Source organism: Streptomyces sp. Je 1-79, from assembly GCF_025195125.1.
GTDB lineage: Bacteria > Actinomycetota > Actinomycetes > Streptomycetales > Streptomycetaceae > Streptomyces.
Window position 1 is genome coordinate 524606 of the sequence record NZ_JAMGSL010000001.1, and the last position, 12847, is coordinate 537452.

The window sequence follows — 12847 nt, forward strand, 5'->3', positions numbered from 1 at the left end:
TACGATCACCAGATGCCCTCCGGTGCTCACCGCGGCCGCCCCCGGGGACGGTCACGCACGCAGATCAACATCGGCCGGTTCCTGCCCTTCCTCGTCATGGTCCTGACGGTGCTCGCCGACCGCCTCACCGATGAGGAGGAACGCTACGACCGGCTCCTGGCCGCCGCACCGGCCCTGGCAGCGGTGACCTGGAGCGTCCGGGGCACCGTCGTCATCGGCGTGATCGCCATGGTGCTGGGCGGGCTGCTCGGGGTGCACAGCGGTGACGCGTTCTTTCCCGACATCGCCGCCAACGAGCTGGCTCTCGCGGCGGTGACCGCGGCCTCCGCCTGGATCAGCCACGCCCGGCTCCGGTACGAGCGCGAGCTGCGCGAGGTGACGGCGGTCGCCGAGGTCGTCCAGCGCGTCGTGCTCCGTCCGCTCCCGCCCCGGCTCGGCCCCGTCGACCTCCATCTGCTGTACGTCGCGGCCGCGGCCAAGGCCCGGATCGGCGGCGACTTCTACGAGGCCGTGCGCGTCCCGGGAGGCGTACGCCTGATGCTCGGCGACGTCCAGGGCAAGGGCCTGGGAGCCGTGGAGACCGCGTCCGTCCTGCTCGGCTCGTTCCGTGCCGCCGCCGACGAGGCGCCGGACCTGCCGGCCCTCGCCGACCGTCTGGAGGAGGGTCTGGGGCGCTACGGGGCCTGGGACCCCGACTCGGACGCCGCCGGGCGCTTCGCCACCGTCGTCCTGGTCGAGATCCCCGACGACGAAGCCGTGGCGCGTCTCCTCAGCTGCGGGCATCCGGCGCCCTTCCTCCAGCACGGCACCCGCGTACGGCCCGTCCCCTTCGCCGATCCGTCCCTTCCGGTCAACCTGTCCGGCCTCCTCGCCGCCCACCATCACGTCGAGGTGGTCCCCTTCGTACCGGGGGACCGGCTGCTGCTCTACACCGACGGGGTGAGCGAGACCCGCGACCGGGACGGCACCTTCTACCCCCTGGAGGAGCGGATGAGCCGCTGGGTGGACGAGCCCGGCGAGCGGGTCCCCGCCCTGCTCCACCGCGAGCTGGACGCCTACGCCGACCACGGTGTCGACGACGATGTCGCCGCGATGCTCGTCGTACGCCGGCCCGAAGGCTAGAGCCGCTCCGGAGCCGACTCGTACAGCACCGTGTGGAACCGGCCGGCCGACTCCCGCCCGGTCGGGTCCTCACCCCGTGCCCGTACCGCCTCGACCGCGTACCGCTGCTCGCGCGCGTCGGTGAACAGCCGCTGCGGATAGGTCCGCGAGGGGTCGGCGACGGTCCGCAGGCCGTAGCCGGCGAGGCACTCGGCGACCGGCCCGTACGAGACCGTCCGCAGGACGAACGCACTGACCCGCAAAGGCCGCCCCGCCCATTCGAGGAGCGCCGCGAAGGTACGCCGGGTGAGGTAGCTGCCGCCGCCGGTCAGCGTGATCAGCCCGACGTCGGCCATCGCCGCCCGCAGCCGTGGACTCGGCGGCGCTCCCTCCTCCAGGTTCTCGGCGAACGCGTCGTCGAGGAGACCGACCTCACGCGCGTACCGCAGGGCGTTGCCCGCGACGTCGAGACCGATCACCGGGGCGGCGTCCGCGCGGCGCCTGGACGCGTAGAACTCCTTGTCCCGTACGGCGAGTTCGGCGGCGGTCAGCCCGTCCACCGCAGGGTCCGTGTAGCGCGCGTACAGCTCGGCGAGCGTGACCTCGTGGTTGAGCAGGGCCGCGTTGATCCCGTACGAGCAGCACAGGTCCAGCACCGCCCCGCCGTCGCGCGCGGCCGCCGCGCGCCGGAACGCGGCCTGTGCCTGCTGCGGAATCTCGTACTCCAGCGGTGCGAGGCGCCGGAAGTACGCCCGCGGGTCGGGCTGGTCGTAGATGTCCTCGAACCGCGCCTTGCCGGCCGTCGCGCTCCTGTCGCCCGTCCCGGCCCTGTCGGACTCTGCCCCGGACTCGTTCATGCGTCCCGCCTCCCTCGAAGCCCCCGGTGCGCATCGTGCGCGGAACGCGACCCGGCGCTCGCGTCCGCATCGGGGGCGCACGGCGCACCACCCGCACCGCCGCGCGGCCTCCGGGCGGGGCCCACCCCTCCAGGATGGTCCGGGTGTCGGCCACCCGCTCGGCATGCGGCGGCGGGCACGCGCCCGTGGCGCCGGGGCCCGCCCGTCCCAAACGTGGAGAACCGGGCAACGGGTGTCGTTCCTGACCGGGTTCGCTGCGCCGTGCGCTGCTCATGCGCTCTCTGAACAGGTGCACGGGCCGTTCCGGGCGGACTCCGGCCGGGGACTCACACGTCGAGCACGTGCCCCGTCGTCACGTCCACGTGGGCGGGGATCTCCTCATGACGGTCACCGACCGTGAGGGTGCCCGTCGGCTCGAAGAGCAGGATCGACGCTCCGGACGGGGCGTACGGACGGTGTTCCACGCCCTTGGGGACGGTGAAGGCCGAGCCCCTGGGGAGGGCCACGGTGCGCTCCGTGCCCTCCTCGCGCAGCGAGATGCGCAGCTCGCCCTCGATCACCAGGAAGAACTCGTCGGTGTCGTCGTGGGCGTGCCACAGGTGCTCGCCCGCCACCTTCGCCACACGGACGTCGTAGTCGTTCACCCGCGTCACGATGCGCGGGCTCCACAGGTCCTCGAAGGAGGCGAGGGCGGTGGCAAGGGCGACGGGGGTGCTGTTCACAGCGGTGTTCCGGCTCATGGAGCCATCCTCGTCCCACCCCGTCACCCGGCGTGAGTGCTAGAAATAGCATATGCCGCAAGGATCCTCGCACGCCGGAGCGCACCGCGTCGTCATCATCGTCGACGCCAACTCCAACCCCTTCGAACTGGGCTGCGCCACCGAGGTCTTCGGTCTGCGCCGCCCCGAGCTCGGGCGCGACCTGTACGACTTCCGGCTCTGCTCGCCCGAGCCCCGGACCCTCATGCGCGACGGCTTCTTCACCCTCACCGGAGTCACCGGGCTCGACGCGGCCGACCGCGCCGACACGCTCATCGTCCCCAACCGCCCCGACGTCGAGGTCCCGCGCCGCCCCGCCGTGCTCGACGCGATCCGCCGCGCCCACGCGCGCGGCACCCGACTGATCGGCTTCTGCAGCGGCGCCTTCACCCTCGCCGAGGCCGGCGTCCTCGCCGGGCGACGGGCCACCGCCCACTGGCAGTGGGCCGACTCCTTCCGCGCCCGCTTCCCCTCCGTACACCTGGAACCGGACGTCCTGTTCGTCGACGACGGCGACATCCTCACCGCGGCCGGCAGCGCCGCCGCACTCGACCTCGGTCTCCACGTCGTCCGCCGCGACCACGGCGCCGAGGTCGCCAACGCGGTCAGCCGCCGGCTCGTCTTCGCCGCCCACCGGGACGGCGGGCAACGGCAGTTCGTCGAGCGCCCGGTCCCCGAGACCCCCGACGAGTCCCTCGCCCCGCTCCTCGCCTGGGCCCAGGAGCGCCTCGGCTCCCCACTGACCGTCGCCGACCTCGCGGTCAGGGCGGCGGTCAGCCCGGCCACGCTGCACCGCCGGTTCCGCGCGCAGCTCGGCACCACGCCGCTCGCCTGGCTCACCGGAGAGCGTGTGACCCTGGCCTGCCGGCTGATCGAGCGCGGCGAATCCCGCTTCGACGTCGTCGCGCGCGCCAGCGGGCTGGGCACGGCCGCCAACCTCCGCGCCCACATGAACCGCGAGACCGGCCTCTCCCCGTCCGCGTACCGCCGGCGCTTCGGACCGACGGCACCCCCAGGGCGCGAGGCGCCCCCGGCGACCGCACCGGTCGCGGCCGGTTCCTAGGAGCGGTACGGAGTGTTCTCCGCCGCCCACTGCGCGAGCGCCCGGGCGCACTCGGCGACCGACTCCCGCCAGGTCCTGGCCGCTCCGTCGCCCGCCTCGTCGCTCACGTGCTTGACGATCCGGATCGGTACCCCGGCAAGAGCGGCGGCGGTCGCGAGGGCGTAGCCCTCCATGTCGACCAGCGGCGCGCGGGCGGCGAGCCGGGCCCGGGCGGCCTCGTCCGAGATGAAGGCGTCGCCCGTGGCCAGGGTCACGTCGCCGCCGTCCGGCAGGGCCAGGGGAGCCCCGTACGTCTCGCCCGTCAGCGACGCGAGCAGCTCGCTGTCGAGATCGTGCTGGATCACCGTGCCCACCACGAACGTCCCCGCCCACCCCGGGCGCAGCGCCCCGGCGGTCCCCAGGTTGACGACGCCCGACGGGCGCGGGCCCCGGCCCAGGACGGTCGCGAGCGAGGTCGCTGCGTTCACCTTGCCCATGCCCGTGAGCAGGACCGGCAGGTCCGTGTCGAGGAACTGGGCCTCTTCCTTCACGGCAAGGACGAGCAGGGGCCGGTCGGCGGTGATGTCTCCGATGAGTTCCATGCGGACACGCTACCCGCCGGGACTTCTGGGCCGTGCCGAGAGAGGATGGAGGTGTTCGCCATTGCCGAGGAGATCACCATGGCAACCGGAACAGTGAAGTGGTTCAACGCGGAGAAGGGCTTCGGCTTCATCGAGCAGGACGGCGGCGGCCCGGACGTGTTCGTCCACTACTCGGCCATCGCCAGCACCGGCTACCGCGAGCTCGCCGAGGGACAGAAGGTCGCGTTCGACGTGGTTCAGGGCCCGAAGGGGCCCCAGGCCGAGAACGTCGCCCCGACCTGACCGGGAAGGTCGCCCGGCCTGCGGTCGGGCACATCCACCTGACGGGACGGCCTCATTCCAGCAGGTCCGTGGGGACGTACGGGCCGAGTTCCCGTACCGCCCGCTCCGGATCGGGGTCGGAGACGGCCAGTCGGCCGAAGGCGGCGTCGCGACGCAGCTCGACACAGAGCACCCGTGTGCCCGCCTTCACCGCGGCGAAGTCCCGGCCGTCGGGCAGGACGCGTGTGCCCACGCAGATCCGGCCGGGGATCCAAAGGCCCCGGCCACGCGATCCACGCAGCGCGCGCCACCAGTCCGGCTCGACCCGGACCTCGCGCAGGGCCGTCAGCGGCACCCGTACGTCTCCCCGGCGCGCGGCCAGCCGCTCGCGGAGGGACAGCCGGACGACGAGGTCCGTCCCGTCCACCGTCACCCGTGCCATCGCAGTTCACCGACCGTTCCTGTCGTCCGCCCGCATCGGGACATCTCGTCCATGGTCGGGCCGCGCACGGGCGGCTGCCAGGCGGGGCCAGGGGAGGCAGCCGCATGCCTGAGCGGCGGCGGAGGTGCCCGAGGGCTGCCACGGACGCTCCGCGGCAGAAGCTCCGTCGGGCGTGGCCACCCTCGGGGTCCCTGCGGGCGCTCAGACCGGCAGGAGCCGGCCGATCAGTTCACCCAGCTGTCGCGCGTTCCGGCACGGGCGCATGTCGACGAGTTCGGCATAGGCGAGCGCCACCGAGTCTCCGGTCGACCACAACGCGGGCTGCTCCGGGTTGAGCCAGTGCACGCGGCGCGCGCGGTCCGCGATCGCCTTCAGCGCCGGCAGGTTCGGGTCGCTCATGTTCGTACGGGCGTCGCCGAGGACGAAGACCACGGTGCGCGGGCCGACGGCGTCGGCGTACCGCTCGGCGAACTCGCCCAACGCGGTCCCGTAGTCGCTCTGCCCGTGCCAGCCGGTCAGCTCCGCCTGGTCGAGGATGCGGGCGGCGAGGCCCGCCGGGTCGGCCGCGCCCCGGGCGATCAGGTCGGTCACCTCGTCGACCCGGTTGACGAAGGCGAACACCCGCACCCTGCTGAACTGGTCGTGCAGCGCCTGCACCAGGAGCATGGTGAAGTTCGCGAACCCCGCGACCGACCCCGACACATCGCACAGCAGGACCAGTTCCGGGCGGACGGGACGGCGCCGCCGCAGCACCGGCCGCATCGGTACGCCTCCGGTCGACAGCGAGCCGCGCAGCGTGCGCCGCAGGTCGATCCGCCCGCGCGCGGCACGTCGCCGCCGTGCCGCGAGGCGCGTGGCGAGCTTGCGCGCCAGCGGCCGTACCGTCGTACGCAGCTCGTCCAGCTGGGCCCGGCCTGCGAGCAGGAAGTCGACGCTGTCCGGGGTGCCCGCCACCGCGCGCCGCGCGACCCGGTCCCGGCCCTGCCGCTCGGCGACCCGGCGCCGGGCCTCCGTCCGGACCCGCTCGCGGAACGCCTCGATGCGCCGCCGGATCTCGTCGTCCGTCAGCCGGTCGGCGAACTCCGGTCCTCCGGAGGCCGCGTCGAGGAGCCTCGCCCGCACCCGGGCGAGGAGCGTCTCGGGCCGGAGCCTGGCGAGGGTCTGGTACGAGGACCAGCCGTCCGAGCCCGGTGCGGAGCCGTAGCCGCCGAGGCCGCCCACCGCCTCGCCCGCGAGCCGCGTCAGCGCCGAGCGGTCGTCGGCGGCCAGGGCGGCGGCGAGCCGCTCCCGCAGCGCCGCCGTGTCGAACTCCCCGGCGCCCGCGTCCGCGCCGGAAGGCTCCGTGCCCCGGTCGTCGGCGGTCAGCGGGAAGTACAGGTCGAAGACCCGGTCGAAGAGCGGGCGCTGCCCCTCCTTGTGGAGCAGCGTGGCGGCGAGCGCCTCCCGGACCCGTTCCCGGTCGGTGAACCCGACCGCCTCCAGCGCGAGCCCCGCGTCCACGCTCTCGCCCGTACCGATGGACAGGCCGTGCGCGCGCAGTGCCTGCACCAGTCCGGTGAGCCGGAGGGTGGCCCCGGCCGGAGCCGTGGTCACACCGCGTCCAGGTCGAGCTTGGCCGCCGCCTTCTGGATGTCGTCCTGGTGCTTCAGGATCACGCCCAGACTGTCGCGTACGACCGTCTCGTCCAGGGCCTCGGCGCCCAGGGCGAGGAGCGTCCGGGCCCAGTCGATGGTCTCGGCGACCGACGGCACCTTGCGCAGGTCCATCGCCCGCAGCGCGCCGACCACCCGCACCACGGACGCCACCAGCGCCGCGTCGAGCCCCGGCACCTTCGTCGTCACGATCCGGCGTTCCAGCTCCTCCTCCGGGAAGCCGATGTGGAGGAAGAGGCAGCGGCGGCGCAGCGCCTCCGAGAGCTCGCGGCCGGCGTTGGAGGTGAGGACGACGAAGGGGCGCCGGGCCGCGGTGATCGTGCCCAGCTCGGGCACGGTGATCTGGAAGTCGCCGAGCACTTCGAGGAGGAGCCCCTCCACCTCGATGTCGGCCTTGTCGGTCTCGTCGATGAGCAGCACGGTCGGATCGGCGGAACGGATGGCGGTGAGGAGGGGACGGGGGAGCAGGAACTCCTCGCTGAAGATGTCCGTGCGCGTCTCGTCCCAGGACTCGTCGCGGCCCGCCGTGATCCGCAGCAGCTGCTTGGCGTGGTTCCACTCGTACAGGGCGCGCGACTCGTCGACGCCCTCGTAGCACTGGAGCCGTACGAGCCGGGCGTCGGCGACCTGGGCGACGGCCTTGGCCAGTTCGGTCTTGCCCACGCCTGCCGGCCCCTCGACGAGGAGCGGCTTGCCCAGCCGGTCGGCGAGGAAGACGGTGGTCGCGACGGCGGGGGAGGCCAGATAGCCGGTCGCGGCGAGCCGCTCGGCGACGTCGTCGACGGAGCTGAAGTACCCGGTCGTCATCGTTGTTCTCCCCGGAGCCGCGCCATCCATCCGTACTGGCCGGTAGCCATGGGTGTACTGGATCAGTTCCGGCCGTTCCCCACAACCGTGCGGACCGCAAGTGCGGCCAAGGTCACGGGCGTTACGGGAGACGCGCAGGGAGCACGACGGGCTCTACGGCGGCGGGCGCCGGGGGGAAGTCGTGAAGATCGGACGAGAACACCGGCGCGGCGTAGCGTGGGGGCGGAAAGGTCTGGCTACGGGATCACGGAATGTGATGGACTGCTGGTCCGGCCGGTGGGCGCGCGGGCACGTGACCCCGCTGGTCCCATGGGATGTGTGCGCTGCTCGGGGCCGTAGCGGCAGTGGAGGTGTCTTGTCGGAGCGAGCGGGGGACTCCCTGGCCGAGGAGCATGCGGCCGTCCTGGCCCGGCTGCGAGCCGCGACGGACGCCATCGCGGAGATCGGCTCGCACCCCGACGAGCAGGGCGTCTGCCAGGACCTGGCCGGGTTCCTCTGCCGGCACGGATTCGAGGCGGCCGCAGTGGACGTCCGTCCCGAGGACGGGCCCGGCTGGGCACGTACCGCCGTGGCGGGGGACCCGAAGCTGCTCGACCGCGTGGAGCCGCGGCACGAGAAAGGGCCTCCCCACAGCTATGCGGACGTGGCCCCCGGCGGCGTGCCCGTACGGGTCGTGTCCGTGTCCCTGGAGTCGCAGGGCCGGGTCGTCGGGTCCGTGAGCGCCGTCAGCGTCCGGGCCCACGGTCTCGACGCCCACGAGACGGCCACCGTCCACGACGCGGCGCGGCTCGCCGCCGTCCACCTGGGTCACGCCCGCCGGCTCGCCTCCACCGAGCGGACCGCCTTCCACCTCCAGCAGGCCCTCGTCGCCGAGCCGGGCCGGCCCCACCCCAATCTGGAGGTCGCGGGACGCTACCTCCCGGTCGGGGCCCGGACGCTCGTCGGCGGCGACTGGTTCGAGAGCGTACGGCTCCACTTCGGCCGCAGCCTGCTCGTCGTCGGCGACGTGATGGGGCACGGCCTGGACGCGGCCGTCGACATGAACGCGTACCGCTCCGCCCTGCGCGACGTGGCCTCCACCGACCTGCCGCCGCACCGCGTCCTGCGCCAGCTCGACTCCGTCATCGCCGGCGACGGCGGCCTGCGGCCGGCCACCTGCCTCCTGGTCCAGGTAGACCCGGCGCGCGGATCGGCCACCTTCGCCAGCGCCGGCCACCTGCCGCCCGTCGTCTTCGCCGCGGACGGCTCGGCCGATCTCGTCGAACTCCCCGTCGGCCCCCCGCTGGGCACCGGTGTCGGCGGCTACGAACCCGTGACCCGCGCCCTCGCACCGGCCGACACGCTCGTGCTCTTCACCGACGGGCTCGTGGAGCGCCGCGGCGAGGACATCGACGTCTCGCTCGCCCGGCTGTCCTCCCTCCGCGTACGCCCCGGCTCCGGTCCCGAGGAGCTCGTGGAGGAGGTCCTCCAGCGGCTCGACGCCCATCACGCCGAGGACGACGTCGCCGTCCTCGCGGCCCGTATCCGCGAGCGCTCCGGCGCCTAGCCGGTGTCCGGGACCGCCCGGGGCGGTGGGGGGAACCCGGTGTCCGCGACCGCCCGGGGCGGTGGGGTCACCCGGACGCCCCGGCCCCCTTGCCGTCCGCCGGTCCAGGCCGTCGCATGGAGTCCGGGAGGCGGGTCCACCCGGGTCCTGCCCCATGGCCGGCGAGCCCCGTGGGCGTGACGCCGGGCAGGACGAAGGGACCGCTGTGTACGTGCGGACGCTGTACGCGACAGGAGATCCGGCCGAACTCGAGGCCGCGGTCGAGGCGACCGCCTCCGAGGGCCGGGCCCTGGTGTCGGAGCTCCCGGGATTCCGGGGAATGGGGCTCTTCGTCGACCGCGAAATCGGGAAGCTCTTCACGGCGACGTGGTGGGACGACGAGAAGTCCCGGCAGGACAGCGACGAGCAGCTCCGCGAGCGACGGGCCGCGCAGCTCACGCCCTTCGCCCGGACCGCGGTCGTCGACAACTGGGAGGCCGCGGTCGCGCGGCCCCCGCGCTCCGTCGGACCCGGCGCGTGGTTCCGGCTGGCACGCCTGGAGTTCGATCCCTCCGGCACGGACCTTCTGGTCGACACCTTCCGCGACATGGCCATGCCGAGGCTGGAGGCCCTCTCCGGGTTCGTGGGCGGATCCCTGCTCGTGGACCGTGCCGCGGGCCGGGCGAGCGTGGGGATCGTCTGGAACGACCGCGACGCCCTGGTGGCCTCCCGCGGCGCTGTCGCGGCGATCAGAGGCGACGCCACCACGGAGACACGGGTGACCACGAGGAGCCTCGAGGAGTTCGAGGTGGTCTTCGCCGGCGTCGCCCCGCCCTCCTGAGGTCGGCGGCGCGGCCGTCGACGCGTCCCGTGGGCCCCTCCCGTCACGCTCGAAAACCGGTCTGTTCGAGGCTCCTTGTGAGCCCCCGCGCGCCGTGTGTCACCAGGGCAGGCCGGTTTTCACGCCCCGGCGGGATTCTTTCCGCCGGACGCTTGTGCAAGGCCCTCCGTCCCGGCACGCTCCTGGGTATGAACACCGCCCGGCACGCCAGTGAACGCCTGATGAGCTGGCCCTCGCTGGCCCCCGGCCGCGCCCAGTGCGGCGCCGAGCTCGGGCTGCGTAGCGCGACGCACGACATCGTGCACTTCCACGGCGAGCACGAGGCCGACGTCCACCTCACCCGCGCCATGATCGCGAAGCTGCGCCCCGCCCTCCTCGGGTCGAGCGCCGTGCGACTGCGCGCAGGATCGGGGTGGGTGACGGTCCGTCTGGACATGGGATCCGACATCGACCTTCTCGCGACGCTGGTGAGCGCCGCGCTCCAGGCCTCCTCCGGCCACCCGGACAACGCTCCGGACGGCTGCACCCGTACCTGCCTCACACCCGCACGCCCCTGAACACCCCGGACGCCCGCGCGCCGCTCACGGTTCCTGAGCCCTGAGCGCGCCGGGCGCCCCCGTGCCCGCTCACGGTTCCTGGGCGCGCCGGGTACGGGCCCGAACCCCCCGTTCGGCCGCGTGTCGGAGGGGTCCCACCGCCCGGGCGGGTACTCCCCGTGGCATGCCCCCCACTTCCGGTGCGCCCCACGACGGTGCCCCCGCCGAGCACGGCCACTGGTTCCAGCGGCTCCACCGGTCCCTCCTCACCTCGGTCGTCGGGCTCGCCTGGAACCGCGGCCGCGAAGTGGAGCTGATGCACCGCGCGATGGGCTTCGCCGCGCTCAGCCTCCTCACCCTCGTCCCGCTGCTGATCGTCGTCGCCGCCGCCGACCTCGCCAGCGGCCAGGGCTTCGCCCGCTGGCTGATCCAGGGACTCGGCGTCTCGGAGGTGTCGCAGGAGGAGGTCGAGATGCTCTTCGGCAAGCCGGGGCAGGCCCTGCAGCGCACCACCGCCTTCGGTCTCGCCGCCCTCGCCGCGTTCGGTGTCACCTTCGGATCCGCCGTACAGACCGGTTACGAACGGGTGTGGGACCTCCCCACCGCCCGCTGGCACACGATGTGGCGCCACGTCGTCTGGCTCGGCGTCCTCATCGTCGCCCTCCTCCTCTTCGTCACCGCACCGGTCCCCGCGGAGTCCTCCCCGGCCGTCACCTTCCTCGTCGCGGTCAGCGACGTCACCGGTGCCTTCCTCTTCTTCTGGTGGTCGCAGCGCTTCCTCCTCTGCGGGCGGATCCGCTGGCGCGCGCTCGCCCCGGGGGCGCTCTGCACCGCCCTGGGGCTGTTCGGGCTGCGGGTCTTCTCCCAGTTCGTCTTCTCGCCGTTGATCGCCTCCAACGCGGTCACCTACGGACCGTTCGGCACCGTCCTCGTGCTCCAGTCCTGGCTCGTCGGCGTCGGCTTCGTGGTCTACGGCGCCGCGCTCGTCGGCCGTCTCATCCACGAGCACCTGATCCGGCGCACCATCGACCGCCTGCCGGCCGAACTGCCGGACGAGCTCGCATGAGACGCCCCGGGCCCACGGGTGCCGACGGTGGGCCGCCGGCACGGTGATCACACGATCCGGTGGAGATGATCGCGCTCCACCGGGCCGGGGTGCCGTGACCGGTTGGATGGGAGGCGATCCACCCGGCCCGTCGAAAGAGAGCTGACCCATGGCGAACACCTGGCTGCCGCCCGCCGAGTACATTGCGACGCTGCCGAGGGCGACGGCGTACGCATGCCTCTACTTCACCGACACCGACGGCCGGCCGTTCCAGCTGCGCGCCACCTACAGCACGGAGTCGTGGCAGTGGCCCGGGGGCAACATGGACCCGGGGGAGACCCCGTGGCAGACCGCGGTCCGGGAGTGCCACGAGGAGACGGGGATCGTCTTCGAGGGCGAGCCGAGGCTCCTCGGCACCCACTTCGTCACCGACCGGGGCGAGGAGTGGCCCGCCAACCACATCGGATTCATCTTCGACGGAGGCGTCCTGACGGACGAGCAGCTCGCCGGGGTCGTCCTCGACCCGGACGAGCACAGCGAGTTCCGTCTGCGCACCCTCGCCGAATGGGAGCGGGAGATGACGCCGGGGAGCTTCGCCCGGCTCGCCGAGATCGACCGTGCCCGGCGCTCGGGCACGGTGGTGTACGTGGAGACCTGCGCCGACCTCTGAGCGGCCCGGCGGGGACGTTACCTGGACGGCCCCGCCCGGCCTCCTTCCTCAGGCCCGGCAGCCGGCCGGGTGGTTGATGTCGATCACGAAGCGCTCGGGGGTGTGGAGCGTGTAGGCCTTGTAGCCGGGCTTGGTGTCGAAGGCCGCCCCGATGGTCACCACGCCCTCGAAGTCGCCGGTCAGGGCGACGCCCTTGAGCGTGGGCAGATGGATCTTCAGGAGCCGGGGGCCCTGGTAGACGGACCGGCCGGACTCGTCGTGCGCGGCGGCGGGGGAGAGCCTGATCTCCAGGAAGTACCTTCCCGCGAGCGGAACCCGTTGGCCCGAGCCGTCGTGATGGAGTACGCCGACCTGCGTCACGGTGACCGGGGGCATCGCGCCCCTGACGTCGATGACGAGCCGGTCGAAGGAGGCGTGGCCGCCCCAGCGGGCGTTGACCACCAGGGCGGTCGGGGGCGGCGCCGCCGCCCGGGACCGCTCCGTGGCGGCGCCGGCGGGGATCGTGGCACCGATCCCGGCGGCCAGAAGGATGCCGGCGGCGACGGCCGCGAGGCTCTGACGATGAAGCATGAGGTCCCCCGATTTCTGCTGCGACGGGGACAGTGGTGTCACTGGGAAAGACATCCACCACAACCATACGGTTGCAGTAGTTTCGATAGGATTTGAGGTGATATGAACTGCGCTCTCCGGTCGCCTGGGCCGCAGACC

The 12847-nt window shown here is 73.3% G+C and carries 15 protein-coding genes; 8 read left to right on the forward strand and 7 right to left on the reverse strand.

Annotated features, from left to right (window positions below; genetic code table 11):
- The first annotated feature begins 12 nt into the window (after positions 1-12).
- Positions 13-1122 (forward strand): PP2C family protein-serine/threonine phosphatase, encoded by a 1110-nt coding sequence (locus tag M5362_RS02120; RefSeq protein WP_260225500.1) that lies wholly within the window; start codon positions 13-15, stop codon positions 1120-1122.
- Here M5362_RS02120 and M5362_RS02125 read toward each other — a convergent pair.
- Both M5362_RS02125 and M5362_RS02130 read right to left on the reverse strand, forming a co-directional pair.
- A complete protein-coding gene (locus M5362_RS02125; RefSeq protein WP_260225501.1) occupies positions 1119-1958 on the reverse strand; it encodes a hypothetical protein in 840 nt (279 codons plus the stop codon). The two genes, M5362_RS02120 and M5362_RS02125, sit on opposite strands and share 4 nt — an antisense overlap.
- A gap of 326 nt (positions 1959-2284) precedes the next feature.
- Positions 2285-2698, reverse strand: a complete 414-nt coding sequence (locus tag M5362_RS02130) for a cupin domain-containing protein (RefSeq protein ID WP_261365461.1) — start codon at positions 2696-2698, stop codon at positions 2285-2287.
- Positions 2699-2750: 52 nt separating this feature from the next.
- Between M5362_RS02130 and M5362_RS02135 the strand changes: the two genes are divergently transcribed.
- A complete protein-coding gene (locus M5362_RS02135; RefSeq protein ID WP_260225502.1) occupies positions 2751-3779 on the forward strand; it encodes a helix-turn-helix domain-containing protein in 1029 nt (342 codons plus the stop codon).
- Here the strand turns inward: M5362_RS02135 and M5362_RS02140 are convergent.
- Positions 3776-4360: a nucleosidase gene (locus tag M5362_RS02140; protein ID WP_260225503.1), complete on the reverse strand. Its 585-nt coding sequence runs from the start codon at positions 4358-4360 to the stop codon at positions 3776-3778. The two genes, M5362_RS02135 and M5362_RS02140, sit on opposite strands and share 4 nt — an antisense overlap.
- Before the next feature lie 78 nt (positions 4361-4438).
- Between M5362_RS02140 and M5362_RS02145 the strand changes: the two genes are divergently transcribed.
- Entirely contained in the window at positions 4439-4642 is a 204-nt protein-coding gene (locus tag M5362_RS02145; RefSeq protein WP_260225504.1) for a cold-shock protein, read from the forward strand.
- Between the two features lie 52 nt (positions 4643-4694).
- On the opposite strand, the gene M5362_RS02150 is transcribed toward M5362_RS02145, so the two are convergent.
- The 3 genes from M5362_RS02150 to M5362_RS02160 all read right to left on the reverse strand — a co-directional run bounded on the left by M5362_RS02150 (position 4695) and on the right by M5362_RS02160 (position 7522).
- The gene (locus M5362_RS02150) at positions 4695-5063 is read right to left on the reverse strand and encodes a hypothetical protein (RefSeq protein ID WP_260225505.1); all 369 of its coding nucleotides are present in this window, start codon (positions 5061-5063) and stop codon (positions 4695-4697) included.
- 201 nt (positions 5064-5264) lie between these two features.
- The gene (locus M5362_RS02155; RefSeq protein WP_260225506.1) at positions 5265-6656 is read right to left on the reverse strand and encodes a VWA domain-containing protein; all 1392 of its coding nucleotides are present in this window, start codon (positions 6654-6656) and stop codon (positions 5265-5267) included.
- Positions 6653-7522 carry a MoxR family ATPase gene (locus M5362_RS02160; RefSeq protein ID WP_260225507.1) on the reverse strand — a complete coding sequence of 290 codons (870 nt, stop codon included), beginning with the start codon at positions 7520-7522 and terminating at the stop codon, positions 6653-6655. The genes M5362_RS02155 and M5362_RS02160 overlap by 4 nt, the downstream gene beginning before the upstream one ends.
- Before the next feature lie 355 nt (positions 7523-7877).
- Here M5362_RS02160 and M5362_RS02165 point away from each other — a divergent pair, with 355 nt between their 5' ends.
- The 5 genes from M5362_RS02165 (at position 7878) to M5362_RS02185 (ending at position 12139) form a co-directional block, all read left to right on the forward strand.
- Positions 7878-9068, forward strand: a complete 1191-nt coding sequence (locus tag M5362_RS02165) for a PP2C family protein-serine/threonine phosphatase (RefSeq protein WP_260225508.1) — start codon at positions 7878-7880, stop codon at positions 9066-9068.
- A gap of 211 nt (positions 9069-9279) precedes the next feature.
- Entirely contained in the window at positions 9280-9888 is a 609-nt protein-coding gene (locus tag M5362_RS02170; protein ID WP_260225509.1) for an antibiotic biosynthesis monooxygenase, read from the forward strand.
- A 188-nt stretch (positions 9889-10076) separates the two neighbouring features.
- Positions 10077-10445, forward strand: coding sequence for a luciferase family protein (locus M5362_RS02175; RefSeq protein WP_260225510.1), 369 nt, complete (start codon positions 10077-10079; stop codon positions 10443-10445).
- Positions 10446-10608: 163 nt separating this feature from the next.
- Complete coding sequence (locus M5362_RS02180) at positions 10609-11490, forward strand: YihY/virulence factor BrkB family protein (protein ID WP_260225511.1); 882 nt, start codon at positions 10609-10611, stop codon at positions 11488-11490.
- A gap of 148 nt (positions 11491-11638) precedes the next feature.
- Positions 11639-12139, forward strand: a complete 501-nt coding sequence (locus tag M5362_RS02185; protein ID WP_260225512.1) for an NUDIX domain-containing protein — start codon at positions 11639-11641, stop codon at positions 12137-12139.
- A 48-nt stretch (positions 12140-12187) separates the two neighbouring features.
- Here the strand turns inward: M5362_RS02185 and M5362_RS02190 are convergent, their stop codons facing one another.
- Positions 12188-12709 carry a hypothetical protein gene (locus M5362_RS02190; protein WP_260225513.1) on the reverse strand — a complete coding sequence of 174 codons (522 nt, stop codon included), beginning with the start codon at positions 12707-12709 and terminating at the stop codon, positions 12188-12190.
- Positions 12710-12847 lie beyond the last annotated feature (138 nt).

Excerpts from the sequence above, each read along its gene's own strand:
- M5362_RS02120 (WP_260225500.1), top strand. The coding sequence starts at position 13 with ATGCCCTCCGGTGCTCACCGCGGCCGCCCCCGGGGACGGTCACGCACG.
- M5362_RS02125 (WP_260225501.1), bottom strand. The coding sequence starts at position 1,958 with ATGAACGAGTCCGGGGCAGAGTCCGACAGGGCCGGGACGGGCGACAGG.
- M5362_RS02130 (WP_261365461.1), bottom strand. The coding sequence starts at position 2,698 with ATGAGCCGGAACACCGCTGTGAACAGCACCCCCGTCGCCCTTGCCACC.
- M5362_RS02135 (WP_260225502.1), top strand. The coding sequence starts at position 2,751 with ATGCCGCAAGGATCCTCGCACGCCGGAGCGCACCGCGTCGTCATCATC.
- M5362_RS02140 (WP_260225503.1), bottom strand. The coding sequence starts at position 4,360 with ATGGAACTCATCGGAGACATCACCGCCGACCGGCCCCTGCTCGTCCTT.
- M5362_RS02145 (WP_260225504.1), top strand. The coding sequence starts at position 4,439 with ATGGCAACCGGAACAGTGAAGTGGTTCAACGCGGAGAAGGGCTTCGGC.
- M5362_RS02150 (WP_260225505.1), bottom strand. The coding sequence starts at position 5,063 with ATGGCACGGGTGACGGTGGACGGGACGGACCTCGTCGTCCGGCTGTCC.
- M5362_RS02160 (WP_260225507.1), bottom strand. The coding sequence starts at position 7,522 with ATGACGACCGGGTACTTCAGCTCCGTCGACGACGTCGCCGAGCGGCTC.
- M5362_RS02175 (WP_260225510.1), top strand. The coding sequence starts at position 10,077 with ATGAACACCGCCCGGCACGCCAGTGAACGCCTGATGAGCTGGCCCTCG.
- M5362_RS02180 (WP_260225511.1), top strand. The coding sequence starts at position 10,609 with ATGCCCCCCACTTCCGGTGCGCCCCACGACGGTGCCCCCGCCGAGCAC.
- M5362_RS02185 (WP_260225512.1), top strand. The coding sequence starts at position 11,639 with ATGGCGAACACCTGGCTGCCGCCCGCCGAGTACATTGCGACGCTGCCG.
- M5362_RS02190 (WP_260225513.1), bottom strand. The coding sequence starts at position 12,709 with ATGCTTCATCGTCAGAGCCTCGCGGCCGTCGCCGCCGGCATCCTTCTG.